We start from the raw sequence: 20949 nt of genomic DNA on the forward strand, positions 1-20949 counted from the left end.
TTCAGCGGGCAAATGGGGCATATGGGGAAGATGTCCCCGAGTGGAGGGACGCGTCGACGCCGGTCAGACCGGCAGCGGTGCGGGCTCCGACTCCGGCAGCGAGCGCGACGGCGGCACGACGAACTTGTAGCCGACCTGACGGACCGTGCCGATCATCGACTCGTACTCCGAACCGAGCTTCGCCCGCAGTCGCCGGACGTGCACGTCGACCGTCCGGGTGCCGCCGAAGTAGTCGTAGCCCCAGACCTCGCGCAGCAACTGGTCCCGGGTGAACACCCGCCCCGGGTGCTGGGCGAGGAACTTCAACAGCTCGAACTCCTTGTAGGTCAGGTCGAGCGGCCGGCCCTTCAGCTTGGCGGCGTACGTGTCCGGGTCGATGTTCAGCTCGCCGGCCCGGATCGAGCCGCCGGCGCCCGCGACGGCGTTGTTCAGCCGGCCGACCGCCAGCCGCAGCCGCGCCTCCACCTCGGCCGGGCCGGCTCCGGCGAGGATCACGTCGTCCACCCCCCAGTCGGCGTTCAGCGCGATCAGGCCGGCCTCGGTGACCACCGCGACCAGCGGCACGCCGAGCCCGGTGGCGTGCAGCATCCGGCAGGTGGCGCGTGCCTCGCTCAGCTCGGAGCGGGCATCCACCAGGACGGCGTCCGGCGTCGGGCCGGAGACCAGCGTGCGGACGTCGCGGGGTGCGGTGCGCACCGCATGCGGCAGCAGGTCGAGTGCCGGCAACACCGCCGACGGCTCGCCGGCCCGTGCGGTCACGAGCATCAGGAGCTCCACGATCACCTCCGTCCCGGCGGCCCTTTGGCCGCGCGCGACCAGCGGCACGCCCGGTGGGGGCGGCGCTGTGAACTTGCGTGGGTCCCGGCGTCGCTGACGGGCGGGGGAACGGGTTGAGCGTAACCGATGGTCCGGCCGTCACCTTCACGTCTTTTCCTGTTTGCCCTTTCTGCCCTCGATCGCGGCGCAGGTTTTAACGTTGCCGAAACCGTGACCTCCGCCCGACCGCCCGGGTCTGGCACGATCGGGGCGTGTTTCCCTCCACCTCGCGCGACGCCGGTCGTGAACCGTGGGCCGACGACCCGTCCTCCGGGCCGTCCGGCCCGGCCCGTGGCTACCCGCCCACCCCGCGCGCCGGGTCCGGCGAGGAGGAGGGGGAGCAGCGGGAGCGCAAGGGGCCCCGCCGGCTCCGCAAGGGCGGCCCGAGCCGGCGTCCCGACGACGCCCCCGACGAGGTGCCCGAGGACGAGGTGCCGCCGGTGGAGTTCCGCCGGCCGCTGGCGCTCACCGTGGCCGGCTTCGCCGCGCTGCTCGGCGTCGGCCTCGTGCTCGGCGCGCAGACCGCCGGTCCGGGCCACCGGCTGCCGTTCGCGGCCATCATCTTCGGCGTCCAACTGCTCTACGTGCTCGCCTGGACGATGGCCATGCGACCGCCCGCGCTGCTGGTCGTCGCGCTGGTCAGCGCCGGCACGGCGGTGATCGCCGACGTCGCCGCCGTGCGGGCGGACGTCGCCGGCCTGGCCCCGCTCGGGTACGCCGCGGTGGCCGGCCTCGTGCTCGGCGTACTTGGCCAGCTCGTCCGCCGGGTGGACCGGGTCCGGGTGACCGACTCGCTGGGCGGCACCCTGCTCATCGTGGTGGGGGTGGTCGCCTTCGCCTCGCTCATCGTGCTCAGCCGGATCCCCAAGGGCACCCAGGCGATCACGGTCTGCCTCACCGCCGCCGGGGTGGCCCTGCTGGTGGCCCGGCTGACCGACGCGGTGGCCCCGTGGCCCCGGCTCGCCCCGCAGGTGCCGCGCGGCGCTACCGGCGTGGTGGCGGGCGCCATGCTCGGCACGCTGACCAGCGCCGTGCTCGGCAGTTACCTGGTCGGCTTCACCCCGACCAGCGCCGCGCTGGTCGGGGTGGTCACCGCCGCCACCGCCGTGCTGGCCGACCTCGCCGTCGGGTACGCAGAGGCGGGCCGGCTGATGGCCGGGGAGCCGCCGACCATGTGGGCGGCCCGGCACATGCAGGGGCCGCTGGGCGGCTTCGCGCTCGCCGCGCCGGCCGCGTACGCCATGTGCGTGCTCTTCCTCTGAGCGCCCGGTTGGGGAAACCCCGCCCCGGGTAAGTACGGTTGCGCCGCGAGACGCGGTGACGGCGGCGAGGACTGGAGGCGGCGTGGCAGAGGCGTACCCGACGGAGGGCCGGCCCCGTCGCCGGGGTCGGAAGGTGCTGATCGGTTTCCTCGTGCTGCTGCTGGTGCTGGCCGGGTTGTTGGTCGTCGCCGACCGGGTGGCCGCCGGGGTGGCCGAGCGGGCGATCGCCGACCAGGTGCGGCAGGAGGTCGCCAAGCAGGACGCCCAGTCCGCCGCGCCCAAGGTCGAGGTGGGCGGCTTCCCGTTCCTCAACCAGGTGCTCGCCGGCAGGTACGAGCGCATCTCGATCCAGTTGACCGACGTGAAGGGCAGCGTGCAGGGCGACACGGTCGACGTGCCGCGGCTGGACGTGGACGCCCGCGACGTGACCGCGTCCCTGGACACGATCCGCTCCGGTCGGGGCGACGTGGTGGCCGAGCGCGTCGACGGGCGGGGCACCGTCACCTACGACAGCCTGGCCAAGTTGCTGAAGCGGCCCGGCCTGACGCTCGGCGAGCGCGACGGCAAGCTGGCGGTCACCGCCCCGGTGGACATTCTCGGCGTCAAGCTGACCGTCAACGGCACCGCCGCCGTGACGGTGGCCGACGGCAAGGTGGCGCTGCGCTTCAGCGACCTCACCGCCGACGGCCTGCCGAACGTGGCGCTGGCGCGGACGCTGCTGGCCAACTACGCCCGGAGCATCTCGATCGACGTGCCGCTGCCGGAGCTGCCGTTCCAGCTCAACGTCCGCAAGGTGGAGCCGAGGCCGGAGGGCCTGGTGGTCACCGCGGACGCGGCGAACGTGCCGCTCAATTCCGCCCGCTGACGTCTCGCATGCTGGTCGGCCCGGTGGCACATGCCGGGCCGGCTGGTAATGTCCCCTCCCATGGGGACCCTCCTCACCAAACGGCGCGCGGTCGACCTGTGCCGCGTGGCCACCTGCCTGTGTCGCCCCGTCATCTGACGGCGGGGCTGTCTCCGGCCGCCTAGCGGCCACCGGCACCAAGGGTTTCTCACACCCCCCGAACGCCCGGCAGCGGCGCCGTCGCACGTACCCGTGATCCGTTCCTAGCTCAGGGTCCCGCGCGTGGTGCGACTACCACCGGCTTCGATCTCCGCGCGCAGGCTCACCACCCATCTTCACCAGGGAGTGATCTGATGAGTCGCGACACCGCACTCGTCTCGGCCGAGTGGGCCGAGAAGAACCTCGACGTCCCGGGCGTCGTCTTCGTCGAGGTCGACGAGGACACCTCGGCCTACGACACCGGCCACCTCGCCGGCGCCATCAAGCTCGACTGGCGGACCGACCTCCAGGACCAGGTCCGCCGGGACTTCGTCAACCAGGAGCAGTTCGCGAAGCTGCTCTCCGAGCGGGGCATCGCCAACGACGACACCGTCATCCTCTACGGCGGCAACAACAACTGGTTCGCCGCGTACGCGTACTGGTACTTCAAGCTCTACGGCCACCGTGACGTCAAGCTGCTCGACGGCGGTCGCAAGAAGTGGGAGCTGGACGCCCGCCCGTTGGTCACCGACGCGGTGACCCGCCCGGCCACGCAGTACGTCGCGCAGGCGCCGGACACCTCGATCCGCGCGTTCCGCGACGAGGTGGTCGACGCCATCGGCACCAAGAACCTGGTCGACGTGCGCAGCCCCGACGAGTACGCCGGCCGGCTGCTCGCCCCGGCCCACCTGCCGCAGGAGCAGGCGCAGCGCGCCGGCCACGTGCCGACCGCGATCAGCGTGCCGTGGTCGAAGGCGGCCAACGAGGACGGCACGTTCAAGTCCGACGACGAGCTGCGCAAGATCTACGCCGACGCCGGGCTGGACGACGGCAAGGAGACCATCGCCTACTGCCGGATCGGCGAGCGCTCCTCGCACACCTGGTTCGTGCTCCAGGAGCTGCTCGGGCACCGGAACGTGAAGAACTACGACGGTTCCTGGACCGAGTACGGCTCGCTGGTCGGCGTGCCGGTGGCGCTCGGCGACGAGCCCGGGGAGGCCTGACATGACCGCTCCCACGGCTCCCACCGCTGCCGGTTGCGCCGCGCCGGACCAGGCCGCCCCGCTCCCGGCCAGCCTGGACCTGGAGAAGGAAACCGTCATCACCGGTCAGGTGCTGGCCGAGTCCGGCGAGGTCGTGCCGGGCGCGTACGTCCGGCTGCTCGACTCGACCGGTGAGTTCACCGCCGAGGTGGTCACCTCGGCGGCCGGCCAGTTCCGGTTCTTCGCCGCGCCGGGCTCGTGGACGCTGCGGGCGCTCTCCCGGCACGGCAACGGCGACACCGCCGTGACCGCCGCCCGGGGCATCAACGAGGTCACCGTCACCGTCAAGGCGTAAGAAGGGGCCCCCGCTCAACACCTCCGCACCACGCGCATCGGCTCGGGCCGGTCGCCCCGTCCAGGGGTGACCGGCCCGAGCCGTGCCGGGGCCACCGGGTCAGAACGTGCGCCCCTGGGGCCGTTTCGTACCAAGATCTACGGCGGGGTGACCGGCCACGGTCATCGGGTCGCCGGGGCGTGACACCATGGCCCGGTGAGCGGTGCCGTCCAGCCGGGGTACGCCCCGCCGTCCCGACCCGACCAGCAGGCCCCCGGCCAGCAGGCGCCCGACCCGCGTCGGCAACGCCGGCTGGTGGCCGTGACGGTGGTCTGGGCCGTGCTGCTCGCCGGGCTGACCTGGTGGTCGGTGCGCCACGACCCGCCCACCGTCAAGGAGCAACGTTCGCTGAGTCAGGCCGGCCCGGTGGTGGACCGGGCGATCGGTGAACTGACCGCCGCGGTCGGGACGGCCGGGGTGCCGGCGCTCCTGCCGGACCGGCTGGAGCGGGGCTGCCGCGTGACGCCGCTCGACGACGGCGTGTCGCTGGAACGCGGCGTCGAGGTGGCGACCGGCGACGATGACGTCCGCGAGGTGCTGCGCCGGGTGGCCGACCGGCTGCCGCCGCAGTGGCGGGCGGGCGTCTCGACGTTCGACGGCGAGCCGCTGCTGCGCGCCGACGCCGGCGACTTCGTGGCGGTCGAGGGCCGGTCCGGCGGGCCCGGTCGGGTGCTGCTGACCGCCGACACCGGCTGCCGTCCGGCCGGTGACGGCTACCGGGCACCGGCCGCCGACGCCGCCGCCGAGTCGGCCGCGCTGGCCCGTGCGCTGGGCCGCTGGGGCGGCCCGACCGGGACGGTCCAGGTGCTGACCGCGCCGTGCCCGGGCGGCGGGACGGCCCGGACCGCCCGGGGCGAGGCCACCGTGGCGGCCGACCAGCCGCTGGCCGCCGCGTTCGGCACGGGCGCCGCGCCGGTGGTGGACTCCGCCGACCGGTACGCCCGCCCGGGTGAACCGGCGGTGCTGGCGGAACGGGTCGACGGGCGGGTCCGGGTGGCGGTCACCAGCCCCTGCCGCGCCTGACCCGGCCGGGTCAGGCCCGGTCGTTGTCGTCGTGCGGGGTGCGGCTGCGGCCCAGCGCGTCCACCAGGCCCCACCGGCCCGGGATGTCGAGCAGCTCCACCCGGCCCATCCCCGGCGGCACGGCCGGGTCGATGATCAGGTGTTCGCCCTGCGGCTCCAGCCCGAGCATGACGCGCAGCAGCAGCAGCGGAGTGCCGGCGGACCAGGCCTGCGGGCTGCACGCGGTCGGGTACTCCACCGGGTAGTCGGTGAGGCCGCGCTCGTAGCCGGCGAACGCCTCGGGGAGCCGACCGTCGAAGTAGCGGGACGCGTTCAGCATCGCGTCGCAGATCTGGCCGGCCTCCTCGCGGAAGCCGTACTTCCACAGCCCCCACGCGATGATCGAGTTGTCGAACGGCCACACGGTGCCGACGTGGTAGCCGATCGGGTTGTACCGGCCCTGGTCGTCGGCGAGCGTCCGCACGCCCCAGCCGGAGAAGAGGCGCGGGCCGAGCAGGTGCGCGGCGACCGCCGGTGCCCGGGCCTCGTCGACGATGCCGCTCCACAGCAGGTGGCCGATGTTCGAGGAGAGCGCGTCCACGTGCCGCCCCTGCGGGTCCAGCGCCAGCGCGTAGTACTCCCGGTCCGGGATCCAGAAGTCGCGGTTGAACCGCTCCTTCAGCGCCGCCGCCTCGCGTTCCAGGCGTTCCGCGTACGCCGGGTCCTGCCAGTGGGTCCGGGCCATCCGGGCGCCGCGCAGCTTGGCGTCGTACGCGTATCCCTGTAGTTCGCAGGTGGCGCGCGGGAACTCCGGCAGCCGGCCGTCGGAGTAGGAGATGGCGTCCGGGGAGTCCTTCCAGCACTGGTTCGGCAGCCCGGTCTCCGGGTTGCGGGACATGTACCAGACGTACCCGGTGCCGAGCAGGTCGCCGTACGTGTCGAGCCAGGCCAGCGCCGCCCGCGTCTCGTGCTCCAGTTGCCGCACCAGTTTTCCGTCCCCGGTCCACCGCTCGTACTCGTCGAGCAGGATCACGAAGAGCGCGGTGGTGTCGGCCGCGCCGTAGTACGGCGAGTGGGGCTGCTCCTCGAAGCCGGCGGTTTCGCCGTAGCGCAGCTCGTGCAGGATCTTTCCGGGCTCCTCGTCGCGGAAGTCGTCGATCCGGCCGCCCTGGAGCCCGGCCAGCATGAGGAGGGTCGGCTGGATCAGCTCGGGGAGGAACGGCAGGATCTGGAGTGAGGTGAACATGCTGTCCCGGCCGAACAGCGTCATGAACCAGGGCAGGCCGGCGGCGACCAGCCGGACGCCGAGCGTGATCGACTCGTACCGGAGCGCGGCCAGGTCGGTGAGGCTGCGCCGGTACGCCCCGGCCAGCGGCTGGCAGTCGCAGCCCAGCTTCGGTGCGTTGGCTGTCAGCGCCTGCTGGTCGGCCTCGATGGCCGCCACCGAGCGGTGCCCGCCCAGCGGCAGCGTGGCCCGGATGTCCTCACCCCGGGCCCCGTAGATCATGGTGGTGACGTGCAGCCGGGTGGTCCACTCGCCGTGCGGCTCGACGCGGATGCGGAACGTCATCCCGCCCCGGTCCACCTCGGCCGGGGCGGTGCTGCCGATCATCGCCTCCCGGTGGAACCCCTGCCGCCGGTAGGTGAGCCGCAGCCCGTTCTCCTCCACGGTGGGCGTGGTGCTGCCCTTCTTCTGCCGCTTGTGCTTGATCTCGAACAGGTCGGCGAAGTCGGAGCCGATGTCGAGCCGGAGGCGGAACTCCTTCTCCTGATCGGCGTGGTTGAGCAGGGTCAGTTCCTCGTCGAAGCTGCCGCCGATCGATCGGCTGCGGATCACCGAGACGGCCGCGTCCAGGTAGTGCGTCGGCTCGCCGGGCACCATGAAGAACCGCGTCTTGTACGACAGCGAGTCGTCGATGGAGAGCGCGTGCAGCGGTTGGCCGTCCAGGGAGAGGATCCAGGTCGAGAGGAACCGGGTGTCGAAGGAGAACAACCCGGTGGGAAAGTCGAACGACGGCTCGATGTTGCCGCGACGGTCGCTGACCAGGAACGTGTTGCCGTCGAGGATGCTGACCCGTTCCTTCACGCCGACCGCCGGACGTGCTCACGGGCGATTTCCCTCGGGTCCCGCGCGCCGGGCGGGTCGGGCAGGAAGCGGCGGAGCGCCAGGAACAGCACGACGTGCCCGCCGAACGTGGCCTCGTTGCGCAGCACCGCGGCCAGCCCGGCCTCCCGCCCGGTGACCAGCTCCTCGAAGAGCTGGGTGCCGACGGTCAGCACGGCGTCGGGTGGGCGGTCCTCCTCCCGGCGTACCCGGGCCGACCCGGGCGCCAGCGTCACGTACCAGTGCTCGGTGCGGTTGCCGTCGGTCAGGTCGATCCGGAGGGTGCCGCCGATCGGGCTGCGCAGCACGACGGGGGCGCGCGCCGGCAACGACGCGAAGAACCTTTCGATCGCCTCGCTCACCATCCGAATGGTAGGCGGGGAACAGGCATATCGGGTCAGGATCGGCGTACCGGTCAGAATGGACAACCCCGGAGGGTGGTCAGTAGACCAGGGCCTGCGCGCCCTCGGTCATGGCCTCCTCGACGAAGACCGCCGCACCCGCGATGCGGACACCCGGGATCACGTCGTCCGGGCCGATGTTCCGCCGGGCCGCGCACTGGGTGCAGGCGGTCACCCGGCCGGTGGCCAGCACCACGTGCAGCAGCTCGCCCAGCGGCGCGGAATGCGGCAGCTCGAACGACTCCGCCCGCCCGGGCAGCGCGAACCAGGTCGACTCGCCGGTCAGCCAGAGCGACACGTCGACCCCGGCCGCAGCGGCAGTGGCGGCGACGGTGAACGCCTGGGCGCACCGCTCCGGGGCGTCCGCGCCGGCGGTGGCCTTGACGACGAGAGTGCGCGTCATGCCGTCCAGCATAGGATGGCCCGGATGGTTACCGAGATCGGGTTCGTCAGCCTGCTGGTCGCCGGTCTGGGCGCGCTCGCCGGCGGTCTGGTCTATGTCGCAGTCCGGATAGCAAGAGGTAGATGGTGAGTGAGAATCCGCTCCAGCCGCCGTGGCTGAACGCGCCGCCGGTCGACCCGTACCCGTACGAGGAGAGCCACGACCTGCGCGTCGGCCCCAAGCTGCACCCGAGCCTGGACGGGCTGCTGCCGTACATCGGGGTGTGGCGCGGCCGGGGTCGGGGCGGGTTCCCGACGATCGAGGACTTCGACTACGCGCAGGAGATCCGGATCAGCCACGACGGCCGACCGTTCCTGTTCTACGAGTCCCGGGCGTGGCTCCTGGACGAGCAGAGCCGCCCGGTCCGCCCGGCCGGTCGCGAGGTGGGCTGGTGGCGTCCGGTGCTCGACGGTGACCGGGTCACCGACGAGATCGAGGCGCTGATGAGCGTGCCGACCGGCGTGATGGAGCTGCACATCGGCAAGCGCAAGGGCACCCAGATCGAGTTCGCCACCGACGCGGTCGTCCGTACGGGCACCGCGAAGGAGGTCACCGCCGGCGCCCGCCTGTTCGGCATCGTGGAGGGCGCCCTGCTCTACGCGCAGGAGATGGCCGCCATGGGCCACCCCCTGACCCCCCACCTCTCCGCCCGCCTGACCCGGGTAGCCGGCTGACCTCCCACCCTTCCCGCGTTGATCAAGGAGTTCGCGTCACCGGAGAGATCGACTCCGACGCGAACTCCTTGATCACCGCGTCCCGGTGGGGTGGGGGAAGCCCAGGAGGGTGTGCAGGTGCGGGGTCAGGGGCGAACGGGGGCGGGGGGTTCCGTCCAGGGAGGTGACCTCGGCGGGGCCGCGTAGCGAGCTGGTCAACCAGATCGCCTCGGCCCCGTGCAGGTCGGCCACGGTGGGCAGCCGCTCGCCCGCCGTCAGGCCCAGCTCGGCCGCCCGGCCCAGCAGGTGGTGCGCGGTCACGCCGGGCAGCACGCCGGTGGCCGCCGCCGGCACGGTCAGCAGTGTGCCGGCGGTCAGCCACACCACGTTCGCGGTGGGCGCCTCCAGCACGTAGCCGTCCGTGGAGACCCAGAGCAGGTCGTCCACGCCGGCACGCCGCGCCCACCGTCGGGCGGCGGTGTTCGGCGCGTACGAGGTGGACTTCACACCGGCCGGCAGCCACCCCAGCTCGGGGCGGGACCGGGCGGTCACGCCGAGCGGCAGTGTGGCCACCGTCACCCCCAGGTGCCGGGCCCGTCGGGTGGCCGCCGGCACCTCGCCGAGCGTGGCGTACACCGTGGGCGGGCCGTCGCCCTCCGGCCCGCGCGTACAGACCAGCCGCAACGCGCCCTCGGTCTGCGCCGGCCAGCCCACCCGTACCGCGTCCAGCAGCTCCACCAGCGCCTCGACCGGCGGCAGCGGCAGGTCGATCGCCGCCGCGCCGGCCCGCAGCCGGGCCAGGTGCTCGTCGCGCAACCAGGGACGGCCGGCGCGCAGGTGCAGCGTCTCGAACAGGCCGTCGCCGTGCAGGACGCCCAGGTCGTCGCCGCGCAGCACCGGCTCGCCGGCCGGGACCAGCCCCCGGCCGGGCACCGCCACCCGGATCGCCTCCACGAGGCGCAGCGTAGTGGCGTACCCCGGCGGCGACCGGGACCGGCGCGGCGGCCGAACTATGATCGGAGGGTGTCGGAATCCTCCCTCGCGGAACTGCTCCGCTCGCGCGGGCTACGGCTCACGGCGCAGCGGCAGCTGGTCCTGCGGGCCGTCCTCGAACTGGGGCACGCCACCCCGGAGCAGGTGCACACGGCGGTCCGTGAGGTCGCGGCCGGGGTCAACATCACCACCATCTACCGCACGCTGGAGCTGCTGGAACGGCTCGGCCTGGTGACCCACACCCACCTGTCGCACGGCTCGCCGACCTACCACGCGGCCGGCGAGCACCAGCACGTGCACCTGGTGTGCCGGGAGTGCGGGGCGATCGACGAGATCTCCCCGGAAATGCTCGGGCCGCTCGCCGACCAGCTCGCCCGGCAACGCGGATTTCAGGTCGACATCGGGCACGTGGCGCTCTTCGGGGTCTGCGGTCGGTGCGCACAGGACGGGGAACGCAAATGATCGACATCGCGGGCGCGGTGGCCGCCGACGCCATCGACGAGGAGACCCGGGACCAGCCCGAGCCGGCGCACCGGGCGGCCGGTGTCGCGCCGGTGGCCGCGCACTACGGCGACCCGATGCGCGAACAGCGCGTGCTGGCCACCGGCGTGGGCCTGGTGGACCGCTCGCACCGGGGCGTCATCGCGGTGCCGGGCGAGGAACGGATCGGCTGGCTGCACACGCTGACCAGCCAGCACCTGGCCGCGCTGGCGCCCGGGCAGGGCACCGAGCTGCTGGTGCTCTCCCCGAACGGGCACGTCGAGCAGCACGCGCTGGTCGCCGAGGACGGCGAGACCACCTGGCTGGACACCGAGCCGGGGATGACCGGCGGGCTGCTGTCGTACCTGGAGAAGATGCGCTTCTTCAGCAAGGTCGAGCCGCGTGACGTCACCGCCGGGCACGCGCTGCTCTCCCTGGTCGGGCCGGAGGCCGCCGACGCGACCGGCGCGCTCGGCGTCACCGGCCTGGCCGCACCCGACGTGCTCGGGGTGCCGGGTCCGAAGTTCCGTTCCGGCGAGCTGCCCGCGCGGCCCTCCGTGGTGTACGACGTCACGCCGCTGCCGTCCGGCGGCTGGGCCCGCCGGGTGGCGCTCGGCGTCGACCTGCTGGTGCCGCGCCCGGCGATGGCCGACGTGGTGGCCGCGCTGCGCGGCGCGGGCGTGCCGGTCGCCGGGCTGTGGGCGTACGAGGCGATCCGGGTGGCCGCCCGGCGGGCCCGGGCCGGGGTGGAGACCGACCACCGCACCATTCCCGCCGAGGTGGACCTGATCGCCCCGGCCGTGCACCTGGACAAGGGCTGCTACCGGGGGCAGGAGACGGTGGCCCGGGTGCACAACCTCGGCAAGCCGCCGCGCCGGCTCGCGCTGCTGCACCTGGACGGTGTGACCACCGACCAGCCGCCGCCCGCCGGCACGCCGGTCACGCTTGACGGCCGGACGGTCGGCTTCGTCGGCACCGCCGTGCACCACTACGAGCTGGGGCAGATCGCGCTCGCCGTGCTCAAGCGCAACACCCCCGACGACGCCCGCCTGATGGTGGGCGACTCCGCCGCCGCCATCGACGTGTAAGGAAGGGCCCCTTATTAACGCCTGCGGTAGAGAAAGGTTCCCTTCTTGACGCCGCTCGCACCGGAAATCCTACGGTCGACCCGGTGCCGGGGGCCGGTCTAGGATCCGGGGCATGACGACAGGGACGTTGATCACGGTTGCCCCCACCGGTGCGGAGTCGGCCAAGGCGGAGGTGCCGGCGCTGCCGGTGACGCTCGACGAACTGCTGCTGACCGCCAAGGAGTGCGAGGCGCTCGGCGCGGCCGTGATCCACGTGCACATCCGGGACGACGAGGCGCGGCCCACGCTCGACCCGGCCCGGCTGCGGGAGACCGTGTCGGCGCTGCGGGAGAGCACCGACCTGATCGTGCAGATCTCCTCCGGCGGCGCGGTGACCGACCCGGAGGCGCACCGGCTCGCGGTGCTCGACGCCGGGCCGGACATGGCCTCCTGCACCATGGGCACGGTCAACTTCGGTGACGACGTGTTCCTCAACCGCTGGGAGTTCATCGTCGACCTGCACACCCGGATGCAGGAGCGGGGCGTCGTCCCCGAGTACGAGATCTTCGACCTCGGCCACCTCACCGCGTTGCAGCGGCTGCTCGGCAAGTACGGCCTGCCGCACGGCGGGCACGTCCACGTCGACTTCGTGATGGGCGTGCCGGGCGGCATGCCGGGCACCGCCGCCACGCTTGTCGCCGCCCAGCAGATGCTGCGTGACCTCCCCGAGGGCACCACGTTCGCGGCCACCGGCATCGGCCGCAGCACCATCCCGGTGATGCTGTCCTCGCTCGCTACCGGCGGTCACCTCCGGGTCGGCATGGAGGACACGGTCACCTACGCGAAGGGCCGCCCGGTGGAGTCGAACATGCAGCTCGTGGCCCGCGCGGTCGGCTTCGCCCAGCTCGCCCAGCGCCCGCCGCTGACCACCGCCGAGGCCCGCGCGCTGCTCGGCGTGTAAGCGGCGCACGCGCACCCGCACCTGTACGGGCGCGGCCGACGTCGCAGGTCACCCCGCTGCCGGCCGTGATCGCCCCGTCGGTACCGTCCATCGTGTGGGAAAGACGTACGAGGGCGGCGTGCCGCTCGCCGAGGTGGTCCGCTCCGGGTTCGTGGAGGGCGTCCACCGTGGTTCCGTGGTGGTGCTGGACGCCACCGGCTCGCCGGTCGCCGGCGCCGGTGACGTCGGCTCGCCGATCTTCCCCCGGTCGTCGAACAAGCCGATGCAGGCGATCGGCATGCTCCGGGCCGGGCTCGCGCTGACCGACCCGGCCGACGTGGCGCTGGTCGCCGCGAGTCACGCCGGTGAGGAGTTCCACGTCGAGCGCGTCACCGCGCTGCTCGGGCACGCCGGCCTGACCGGGGAGGCGCTGCACTGCCCGCCGGACCTGCCGTTCGGTGAGGCCGCCCGGGAGGCGGTGCTGCGGGCCGGCGGCGGCCCGTCCCGGGTGTTGATGAACTGCTCCGGCAAGCACGCCGGCATGGTGCTGACCTGCCGGGCGGCCGGCTGGCCGCTCGACGGGTACTGGCGGCCGGAGCACCCGCTCCAGCAGCGGCTGACCGCCACCGTCGAGGAGTTCACCGGGGAGCGGGCGGCGGCGGTCGGGGTGGACGGCTGTGGCGCACCCGTGCACGCCGTCTCGCTGACCGGGCTGGCGCGCGCGTTCCTGCGGCTGGTCACCGCCGAGCCGGGCGCCGTGGAGCGGACCGTGGCGGACGCGATGCGGGCGTACCCGGAGCTGGTCGGCGGTACCCAGGCCGACGACACCCGGCTGATGCGTGGCGTACCGGGGCTGCTCGCCAAGATCGGCGCGGAGGGGGTGATCGCGGCGGCGGTCCCGGGTGTCGGCGCGGTCGCCCTCAAGATCGACGACGGCGCCGCCCGCCCGCGGATGCCGGTCCTGACGTCCGCGCTGACCCGCCTGGGCCTGACCGCCCCCATCCTCACCGAGTACGCCGAGGTGCCCCTCCTGGGTGGCGGCCTGAAGGTGGGTGCCGTCCGCCCCCTCTGGTGACCCCGCTGATCTTGCGCTTGCGGCCCATGTCCCGCCCGTTGTGCACGGTTTGCCGGGGCGGCAAGTGCAAGATCAACGAGGGGTGGGTCAGGGGAGGAAGGTGAGGAGGGCGGTGTTGACCTCGGTGGGGTGCTCCAAGGGGAACAGGTGGGCGGCGTTCGGGAGGTCGGGGAGGCGTACCCCGTGGGGGGCCTCGGCGGCGATGCGGTCGGCCAGGCGGCGGATGTCGGGGAGGTCGTCGGCCCCGGCCGCGGCCAGCACCGGCACCCGCAGCTCGGCCAGTCGGTCGACGGCCGGCGGGTCCAGCTCCGCCACCTCGATCGCGCTGAGCGCCTGCTCTGCGGCGAGCGCGCGGCGGTCCATCTCCTCGGCGAACCTGATCAGCTCGGGGTCGACGTCGGCCGGCTGCCGGGTCGGGCCGACCACCCAGAACCGCACCTCGCCGGCGGCCATGGCACCGAAGTCCTCGGGGTCCACGTCGCCGACCAGCTCCTCCCAGAGCTGCTCGGTCTCCTCGGACCACTCGTAGCCGGAGAGCGGGGCGCCGAACAGCGCCAGCGCGCTCACCCGCTCCGGGTGGGCCAGCGCGGTGTCCACCGCCACCCGGCCACCGAACGAGCAGCCCACCAGCGCGGCCCGCTCGACGCCCAGCGCGTCGAGCAGCCCGACCAGGTCGTCGTGGTGGGCGAACGGGGCGGGCGGCAACTCCGACTCGCCGTAGCCGCGCAGGTCCGGGACGACCACCCGGTGCCGGGCGGCGAGCGCCGGCACCTGCTCGCGCCACATGCGCCGGTCCGCGATGCCGGCGTGCAGCAGCACCACGGCGCTGCCGCTGCCGGCTTCGTCGTAGGCGAGCGCGGCGCCGTTGATCTCGATCTTGGTCACGGGGGAACGGTACGGAGCGGACATCGCCCCCGCAACCGGATTCGGGTGACATCGCTAACTCTGGCTAGCACTTTGCTTGCAGCAGCTAGCAGACCGCGTTACCGTGGAGTCATGGCCACCAGCAAGGACCTTCCCGATGTCGGCGGGTTCATTCGCGACCTGCGGCGCAACGCGAAGATCTCACTGCGTCAGCTCGCCGAGCAGGCCGGCGTCAGCAACCCGTACCTGAGCCAGATCGAGCGCGGGCTGCGCAAGCCGAGCGCCGAGGTGCTCCAGCAGCTCGCCAGCGCGCTTCGCGTCTCCACGCCGGCCATGTACCTGCGGGCCGGACTGCTGGACGACAAGGAGGGGCAGGGCGTGCTCGCGGCCATCGCCGTCGACGCCGAGCTGACCATGGCCCAGAAGCAGTCGCTCACCCAGATCTACGAGACGTTTCGCCGGGAGAACGCGCGCCTGGCCGAGGCGACCGGCACGGCCGGACCGGTGGAGCCCACCGAGCCGGCCGCCGCGCCCGAGGCCCCGGCCACCGTCGCGCCGGCCGCGACCGGCCCCGTGACACCCGACGGCACCCCGACCGAGGCGGTCCTCGAATCGGTCGCCGTCACCGAGGCGGGCCCCGCGCCCGCGCCGCCCACCGCCGCCCGTGAACGCACGACCGCCCGCCGGGCGGCCCGGAAGGCCGCCGGTGCGGCCGAAGAGGAGCAGTCATGACCCAGCCGAAGACCAACCGCATCCCCGCCCCGCTCTACGCCGCCGCCGGCGCCGGTGAGCTGGCCCTGGAGCAGCTCCGCAAGCTGCCCACCGTGGTCAGCGGCCTGGGCACCCGGGTCGTCGCCGACCTCGGCGGCAAGGCCGTCGGCACCGGCTACGAGCTGCGCCAGAAGGCCACCGAGACGCTCAAGACGGCCAACCTGACCGCCACCGGGCTGCGCTCGACCGACCTCGACCAGCTCCGCGAGGCCGCCAACCTGGACAAGCTCCGGGAGGCCGCCAACCTGGACAAGCTCCGCGAGGCCGCCACCCGTAACGCCGCCGCCGTGGTGTCCGGCGCATACGCCGCGCAGGAGCGTGCCCTGGCCGCGTACGCCGAGCTGGTCGCCCGGGGCGAGCGGGTCGTCGGCGCCGGCGTGCTGGAGGCCGCCGAGACCGTCAACGCCGACATCGAGGCGACCGAGGAGACCACCCCGGTCACCCCGACGACCGTGACCCCGAAGACCGAGGTGCCGAGCCCGGCCGAGGTCGCCGAGGTGGTGGCCGCCAAGCCGGCCGCCGTGAAGCGGACCCGGGCCACCAAGGCGACCGCCACCCAGGCCGCCGCCGCCAAGCCGGCCACCCCGTCGGCGAAGCTGCCGAAGGCCACGAAGCGGACCAGCCCGACCGCCGAGTGACCCGACTCTCCACCCGGACCCCGGACAGCGTCCTGTCGGACGTTTCCGGGGTCTCGGCATAAGCTTGCCGGCATGGCCTACGCCGCGCCGATCTTCGCGTTCGAAGTCCGCTCCGTGATTCAGCTGATCCTGCTCGTCTTCGCCCTGGTCATCCAGGGCGTGGCCCTGGTGCACGCACTCACCCAGCGCGGCGACGGCTTCGCCGCGCTCGGCACGCTGCCCAAGGGCGGCTGGATCGCCATCCTGGCGGTCTGCCTGCTGCTGACCCTGCTGGGCTTCGGCCCGATCAGCCTCTTCGGGCTGGTCGGCATCGCGGCCGGCCTCATCTACCTGCTCGACGTGCGACCCGGCCTGCGGGACCTGCACGACGGCCGAGGGTCCTGGTGAGAGGTTTCCGCTGGCCCCCGCCGCCGGACGGCGGCCCCCGCACCTGGGGGCCCGGCCCCGGCGGCCCGCGTACCGGCCGGCCGGCGCTGCCCGAACCGGAGACGGAACTCGTCGACACCCCGCACGGGGTGAGCCTGGAACGCCTGGTCACCGGCGTCGGCGATCCGGTCACCGTGTTCGCCCACGGGCTGGGCAACGGCATCGCCACCACCCGGCCGTTCGGCAGCGGCGTGACCGGTCGACGGATCTTCTTCCAGTTCCGCGGGCACGGCCGGTCCGACTCCCCGCCCGGGCCGTGGAACTACCTCGACCTCGCCCGTGACCTGCGGGCCGTCGCCGACCTCGGCGGCGCCACCCGCGCGTTCGGGGCCAGCCTCGGCGCGGGCGCGCTGTGCCGGCTGCTCGCCGAGAGCCCGGCACGCTTCGAGAAGCTCGTCTTCTTCCTTCCCGCCGTGCTGGACACGCCGCGCGGCGAGGTGGCGCGGACCCGCCTCACCGGCCTGCTCGACGCGGTGGCCGACGGCGACGCGCACGCGCTCGCCGAAGTGGTGTCGCTGGAGCTGCCGCCGTCGGTCCGCAACACCCCGGCCGGCTGGGCCTACCTGCGGCAACGGCTCGACCAACTGCTGCGCGACGGGCTCGCACCCGGCTTGGCCGGCCTGCCCGGCCAGGCCCCGCTGGACGACGCCGGCGCGCTCGCCGCGGTCACCGCCCCGGCGCTGGTGATCGGCTGCGTCGACGACGACCTGCACCCGGTCGCCGTGGCCGAGCAGCTCGCCGCCGCGCTGCCGGCCGCCACCCTGCACGTGTACGACCGACCCGCCGTGCTCTGGACCGAACGCGCCGACCTGCGGGAGCGCGTCTCGTCGTTCCTGAACGGGTAACGTCGGCCGGCATGGGCGTCACACACCACGGCCGTACGCACCGCCTCGACCTCGCCGACCCCACGCTGCGTGAGTGGACGTGCCGGGTGCTGGCGGCCGACCCCGAGCAGGGCATCGTGTTGGACCGGTCGGCGTTCTACCCGGGCGGCGGCGGCCAGCCACCTGATCACGGGGTGCTGCTCTGGCAGGGCGTGCAGACCCGGGTCGTGGGCACCCGCAAGGGCGACGACCTGTGGCTGATCCCGGCCGAGGGTGACCCGGTGCCGCCGGTCGGCGCCGACGTCACCGGCGCGGTGGAGGACGCCCGCCGGACCATGCTGATGCGGACCCACTCCGGGCTGCACGTGCTGTGCGGCGTGGTGTTCCGGGACTTCGGCGCGCTGGTCACCGGCGGCAACATGGAACCGGGCGAGGCCCGGATGGACTTCAACCTGCCCGAGGTGCCGTCGGACTTCAAGACCCGCATCGAGGAGCTGGTCAACGCCGAGGTGGCCGCCGACCGTTCGGTCGCGGTCCGGGTGCTGCCGCGCGCCGACGCGTTGGCGCTGCCGGACATCATCCGTACCCAGTCCAACCTGATCCCACCGGACGAGCAGGAGGTGCGGATCGTCGACATCGTCGGCTTGGACGTGCAGGCCGACGGCGGCACGCACGTCGCCTCCACCGCCCAGATCGGCAAGGTCCAGGTGGTCAAGGTGGAGAGCAAGGGCCGGGCCAACCGCCGGGTCCGGGTCCGCCTGGCGGACTGAGTCAGCGGGGCAGGCCGGGCGGACAGGCGTCGCCGCGGTTCCTCCACCGAAGTGGTCGAGCCGGCCAGGAAGTCGAGCGGTGCTCGGGTCTGGCCTCCCTGGTATACGCTGCGGTACTTTCACTGTGGGCGTGGGCGCTCGGAGCGCGCCTCCGAAAAGTCGGAGGAGATGCCAGGTTCGACTCCTGGACGCCAGGCCGCATGACATGCGCGTGTGGCGTGGCGTTCAGGAGTCGAAGGGTTGGCAAGGGCTTGTTCCACACTTCTCGCGAGTTCGAGAAGCACAGTGAGAACCTAGCTGAAATCAAGCGCGGACTGACTCAGCTAGAACGTGCCCACAAGCAGGCGATTCGTCACAATGATCAGGCGGCTGTGAAGGCATTCTCGAGGATGCATATCCTCGTGCTGGGAATGTTGGCAGAGGCGCGGCTTCGCCAGGTGCTGGCCGATCCCAACGGCTTCAATGACCGGGAACGGGATTTGGTGGGGCGGGCAAAGTCTCAAGTGGACAGATGGCTCGAAGCTCTGGATTTCGCATTTCGACGGCACTATAGCGTGTTGATGCACCTCGCAGTGGACAGTGCATCGGTGGGGGTGGCGCCCTTCGCCAGATTCGAAGAAATTCGGAAGCTGCTTGACGGTGACCTCAGGCCGGTCATAGAGGACCGAAACAAGGCCGCGCACGGCCAATGGGTGTGGCGGCTGAAGAGCGGGAAGGAGAACCAGTTCTTACCCAGCCGGGCGCCCGAGGTGCTGAATTACTGTGAGATCGAGAGTCGGCGGAAGATCATCGTGGTTATCGGAGATCTCGTCCACTTGCTGGTTGTCTCGCGGCCCGGATTTGACAGGCATTACACGACGCTCATGGAGCGCCTAGACGAGGCCCGGTCCGGCCTGACCGGAGCGGACTACCCCAGGTTTGTCGCGCAGTTGAGAGCCAGCAGAAGAGCCGCTGGCCGGAGTTGACGGGCACTGCGCTTCCTCAACTGCCCACCTGGCTGGTTGAGGTTCTGTTAAAACCGGACTTCGGCTGTCAGGTATCGGTGACACGGTGAACCCATGAACTCACCACTGACCGGAAAGGTCGCGCTCGTCGCGGGCGCGACCCGGGGCGCCGGCCGGCAGATCGCCGTCCAGCTCGGCGCCGCCGGAGCCACCGTCTACGCCACCGGCCGCACCACCCGGGACCGCCGCTCGGAGATGGACCGGCCGGAAACCATCGAGGAGACCGCCGAGCTGGTCACCGCCGCGGGCGGCACCGGCATCGCGGTCGCGGTCGACCACCTCGACCCGGACCAGGTACGCAAGCTGGTCGAGCGGATCGACGCCGAGCACGGCCGCCTCGACGTGCTGGTCAACGACATCTGGGGCGCGGACCCGCTGATCACCTGGGAGAAGCCGGTCTGGGAGCAGCCGCTCGACGCCGGCTTCCGGATGCTGCGGCTGGCCGTCGACACCCACATCATCACCAGCCACTTCGCGCTGCCGCTGCTGATCCGCAACCCGGGCGGGCTGGTCGTCGAGATCGGCGACGGCACGAAGGCGTACAACGACACGACCTACCGCCTCTCCGTCTTCTACGACCTGGCGAAGGTGTCGGTGAACCGGCTCGGCTTCACCCAGGCGCACGAGCTGGCCCCGCACGGCGGCACCGCGGTCGCGCTCACGCCCGGCTGGCTGCGCTCCGAGGCGATGCTGGAGCACTTCGGCGTCACGGAGGCGAACTGGCGCGACGGCGCGCGGACCGACCCGCACTTCGTCATGTCGGAGACGCCGGCGTTCGTCGGGCGGGCCGTGGCCGCGCTGGCCGCCGACCCGGACCGGGCCCGCTGGAACGGGCAGTCGCTGGACAGCGGCGGACTGGCCCAGGTGTACGGCTTCACCGACCTCGACGGCACCCGCCCGCACTGGGCCCGCTACCACGACGAGGTGGTCGCGCCGGGCAAGCCGGCCGACGACGCCGGCTACCGCTGACCGGTGTCGTCGGCGTAGAGCGCCGCCGCGCGGCGGGCCGCCTCGGCGAACCGGGCCCGCAGCTCCGGCGGCGCCAGCACCTCCACCTCGGGGCCGAGCGCCAGCAGTTGGCCGTACGCCACGTCGACCGACTCGACGGGCAGCCGGAGCACCAGCCGGCCCTGCCCGTCGGGTCGGCCGGCCGCGGCGACCGCCTCGGAGTAGACGAACGGCGCGTCCACCAGGTGCCGCAGCACCCGCAGCCCGGCCGGCCCGAGCCGCACGGTGACCCGTTCCCGCAGCAGGTCGCGCAGGAACGCGCCGGCCTGCTCCCGCCAGTACGCCCCGAGGTCGAAGCGCTCGTCCCGCTCGAAACGCTCCGTACCCACAGCGACGTCGACCACCCGGTCCACCCGGTACGTCCGCCACCCGTCGCCGACGCGGCCGACGAGGTACCAGACGCCGTTCTTCAGCACCAGCCCGTACGGCGCCAGCGTGCGGGTCACCTCCCGGTCGCCGCGCCGGTAGCGCAGCTCGACGGTCCGGTCCTGCCAGACCGCCCCGGCCAGCTCGGCCAGCCGGGGCGGCGGCGCGCTCTCCCGGAACCAGCCCGGCACGTCCAGGTGGAACCGCTGACCGGTCCGCGCGGGCGCGTCCCGCAGGCTCGGCGGCAGCGCGGCCAGCACCTTCAACTCGGCGGCGGCCACCGCGTCGGCCAGTCCCATGTCGCCGGCCGGCCCCGGCAGCCCGGCCAGGAACAGCGCCTCGGCCTCGTCGCGGCTCAACCCGGTGAGCCGGGTCCGGTAGCCGCCGAGCAGCCGGTAGCCGCCGGCCCGGCCCCGGTCGGCGTAGACCGGCACACCGGCGGCGGAGAGCGCCAGCACGTCCCGGTAGACGGTGCGTTCGGAGACCTCCAGCTCGCGGGCCAGCTCGGCGGCCGTCATCGTCTCCCGGGACTGGAGCAGCAACACCAACGAGATCAGCCGAGACGCACGCACCCACCCATTGTGTAAGGAGGGGCCCCCTCTTGACGCACACGGATTGGAGAGG

26 protein-coding genes are annotated in these 20949 nt (G+C 73.1%); 19 read left to right on the top strand and 7 right to left on the bottom strand.

What is annotated here, in order from left to right:
- Positions 1-63: 63 nt before the first annotated feature.
- Entirely contained in the window at positions 64-783 is a 720-nt protein-coding gene (locus VKK44_RS00485) for a winged helix-turn-helix transcriptional regulator (RefSeq protein ID WP_343444830.1), read from the bottom strand.
- A gap of 245 nt (positions 784-1028) precedes the next feature.
- Here VKK44_RS00485 and VKK44_RS00490 point away from each other — a divergent pair, with 245 nt between their 5' ends.
- From VKK44_RS00490 to VKK44_RS00515, 6 genes are all read left to right on the top strand, one after another.
- Positions 1029-2078, top strand: a complete 1050-nt coding sequence (locus VKK44_RS00490) for a hypothetical protein (protein ID WP_343444832.1) — start codon at positions 1029-1031, stop codon at positions 2076-2078.
- 82 nt (positions 2079-2160) lie between these two features.
- The gene (locus VKK44_RS00495) at positions 2161-2943 is read left to right on the top strand and encodes an LmeA family phospholipid-binding protein (RefSeq protein ID WP_343444833.1); all 783 of its coding nucleotides are present in this window, start codon (positions 2161-2163) and stop codon (positions 2941-2943) included.
- A 60-nt stretch (positions 2944-3003) separates the two neighbouring features.
- Positions 3004-3081, top strand: coding sequence for an Ms5788A family Cys-rich leader peptide (locus tag VKK44_RS00500; protein WP_311202345.1), 78 nt, complete (start codon positions 3004-3006; stop codon positions 3079-3081).
- A gap of 194 nt (positions 3082-3275) precedes the next feature.
- Entirely contained in the window at positions 3276-4124 is an 849-nt protein-coding gene (locus tag VKK44_RS00505) for a sulfurtransferase (RefSeq protein WP_343444835.1), read from the top strand.
- A gap of 1 nt (position 4125) precedes the next feature.
- Positions 4126-4458 (top strand): DUF1416 domain-containing protein, encoded by a 333-nt coding sequence (locus VKK44_RS00510; RefSeq protein WP_343444836.1) that lies wholly within the window; start codon positions 4126-4128, stop codon positions 4456-4458.
- A 195-nt stretch (positions 4459-4653) separates the two neighbouring features.
- Positions 4654-5520 (top strand): hypothetical protein, encoded by an 867-nt coding sequence (locus tag VKK44_RS00515; protein WP_458351590.1) that lies wholly within the window; start codon positions 4654-4656, stop codon positions 5518-5520.
- A 10-nt stretch (positions 5521-5530) separates the two neighbouring features.
- Here VKK44_RS00515 and VKK44_RS00520 read toward each other — a convergent pair whose 3' ends face one another.
- The 3 genes from VKK44_RS00520 to VKK44_RS00530 form a co-directional block, all read right to left on the bottom strand.
- Positions 5531-7585, bottom strand: a complete 2055-nt coding sequence (locus tag VKK44_RS00520; RefSeq protein WP_343444838.1) for an amylo-alpha-1,6-glucosidase — start codon at positions 7583-7585, stop codon at positions 5531-5533.
- Positions 7582-7965: an SCP2 sterol-binding domain-containing protein gene (locus tag VKK44_RS00525; protein WP_343444840.1), complete on the bottom strand. Its 384-nt coding sequence runs from the start codon at positions 7963-7965 to the stop codon at positions 7582-7584. Before VKK44_RS00525 ends, VKK44_RS00520 begins: the two co-directional genes overlap by 4 nt.
- A 79-nt stretch (positions 7966-8044) precedes the next feature.
- A complete protein-coding gene (locus VKK44_RS00530) occupies positions 8045-8419 on the bottom strand; it encodes a DsrE family protein (protein ID WP_343444842.1) in 375 nt (124 codons plus the stop codon).
- Positions 8420-8431: 12 nt separating this feature from the next.
- On the opposite strand from VKK44_RS00530, the gene mtfM reads away from it, so the two are divergent.
- Positions 8432-8536, top strand: a complete 105-nt coding sequence (gene mtfM / locus VKK44_RS00535) for a small membrane protein MtfM (protein WP_013475110.1) — start codon at positions 8432-8434, stop codon at positions 8534-8536.
- Entirely contained in the window at positions 8530-9120 is a 591-nt protein-coding gene (locus VKK44_RS00540; RefSeq protein WP_343444843.1) for a heme-binding beta-barrel domain-containing protein, read from the top strand. Before mtfM ends, VKK44_RS00540 begins: the two co-directional genes overlap by 7 nt.
- Positions 9121-9192: 72 nt before the next feature.
- On the opposite strand, the gene VKK44_RS00545 is transcribed toward VKK44_RS00540, so the two are convergent.
- Positions 9193-10053 (bottom strand): aminotransferase class IV, encoded by an 861-nt coding sequence (locus tag VKK44_RS00545; protein WP_343444845.1) that lies wholly within the window; start codon positions 10051-10053, stop codon positions 9193-9195.
- 69 nt (positions 10054-10122) lie between these two features.
- On the opposite strand from VKK44_RS00545, the gene VKK44_RS00550 reads away from it, so the two are divergent.
- The 4 genes from VKK44_RS00550 (at position 10123) to VKK44_RS00565 (ending at position 13654) form a co-directional block, all read left to right on the top strand.
- Complete coding sequence (locus VKK44_RS00550) at positions 10123-10554, top strand: Fur family transcriptional regulator (protein WP_343444846.1); 432 nt, start codon at positions 10123-10125, stop codon at positions 10552-10554.
- A complete protein-coding gene (gene ygfZ / locus VKK44_RS00555) occupies positions 10551-11660 on the top strand; it encodes a CAF17-like 4Fe-4S cluster assembly/insertion protein YgfZ (protein ID WP_343444847.1) in 1110 nt (369 codons plus the stop codon). The genes VKK44_RS00550 and ygfZ overlap by 4 nt, the downstream gene beginning before the upstream one ends.
- A 112-nt stretch (positions 11661-11772) precedes the next feature.
- The gene (locus VKK44_RS00560; protein WP_343444848.1) at positions 11773-12600 is read left to right on the top strand and encodes a beta-keto acid cleavage family enzyme; all 828 of its coding nucleotides are present in this window, start codon (positions 11773-11775) and stop codon (positions 12598-12600) included.
- A gap of 94 nt (positions 12601-12694) precedes the next feature.
- Positions 12695-13654: an asparaginase gene (locus VKK44_RS00565; RefSeq protein WP_343444849.1), complete on the top strand. Its 960-nt coding sequence runs from the start codon at positions 12695-12697 to the stop codon at positions 13652-13654.
- 87 nt (positions 13655-13741) lie between these two features.
- Here the strand turns inward: VKK44_RS00565 and VKK44_RS00570 are convergent, their stop codons facing one another.
- Positions 13742-14539 carry an alpha/beta fold hydrolase gene (locus VKK44_RS00570; protein WP_343444850.1) on the bottom strand — a complete coding sequence of 266 codons (798 nt, stop codon included), beginning with the start codon at positions 14537-14539 and terminating at the stop codon, positions 13742-13744.
- A 111-nt stretch (positions 14540-14650) separates the two neighbouring features.
- Here VKK44_RS00570 and VKK44_RS00575 point away from each other — a divergent pair, with 111 nt between their 5' ends.
- The 7 genes from VKK44_RS00575 (at position 14651) to VKK44_RS00605 (ending at position 19920) form a co-directional block, all read left to right on the top strand.
- A complete protein-coding gene (locus VKK44_RS00575) occupies positions 14651-15250 on the top strand; it encodes a helix-turn-helix domain-containing protein (protein ID WP_343444851.1) in 600 nt (199 codons plus the stop codon).
- On the top strand, positions 15247-15927 hold the full coding sequence (locus tag VKK44_RS00580; RefSeq protein WP_343444852.1) for a hypothetical protein: 681 nt from the start codon (positions 15247-15249) through the stop codon (positions 15925-15927). The genes VKK44_RS00575 and VKK44_RS00580 overlap by 4 nt, the downstream gene beginning before the upstream one ends.
- Positions 15928-15999: 72 nt before the next feature.
- Positions 16000-16314, top strand: coding sequence for a DUF2516 family protein (locus VKK44_RS00585; protein WP_343444853.1), 315 nt, complete (start codon positions 16000-16002; stop codon positions 16312-16314).
- Positions 16311-17198, top strand: a complete 888-nt coding sequence (locus VKK44_RS00590) for an alpha/beta fold hydrolase (RefSeq protein WP_343444854.1) — start codon at positions 16311-16313, stop codon at positions 17196-17198. The genes VKK44_RS00585 and VKK44_RS00590 overlap by 4 nt, the downstream gene beginning before the upstream one ends.
- A gap of 11 nt (positions 17199-17209) precedes the next feature.
- On the top strand, positions 17210-17947 hold the full coding sequence (locus tag VKK44_RS00595) for an alanyl-tRNA editing protein (RefSeq protein ID WP_343444855.1): 738 nt from the start codon (positions 17210-17212) through the stop codon (positions 17945-17947).
- 251 nt (positions 17948-18198) lie between these two features.
- Complete coding sequence (locus tag VKK44_RS00600; protein ID WP_343444856.1) at positions 18199-18912, top strand: hypothetical protein; 714 nt, start codon at positions 18199-18201, stop codon at positions 18910-18912.
- A gap of 93 nt (positions 18913-19005) precedes the next feature.
- Positions 19006-19920 carry an SDR family oxidoreductase gene (locus VKK44_RS00605; protein WP_343444857.1) on the top strand — a complete coding sequence of 305 codons (915 nt, stop codon included), beginning with the start codon at positions 19006-19008 and terminating at the stop codon, positions 19918-19920.
- Here VKK44_RS00605 and VKK44_RS00610 read toward each other — a convergent pair.
- Positions 19911-20897 (bottom strand): helix-turn-helix transcriptional regulator, encoded by a 987-nt coding sequence (locus VKK44_RS00610; protein ID WP_343444858.1) that lies wholly within the window; start codon positions 20895-20897, stop codon positions 19911-19913. The genes VKK44_RS00605 and VKK44_RS00610 overlap by 10 nt on opposite strands.
- Positions 20898-20949 lie beyond the last annotated feature (52 nt).

Source organism: Micromonospora sp. DSM 45708, assembly GCF_039566955.1.
Taxonomy (GTDB): Bacteria; Actinomycetota; Actinomycetes; order Mycobacteriales; family Micromonosporaceae; genus Micromonospora.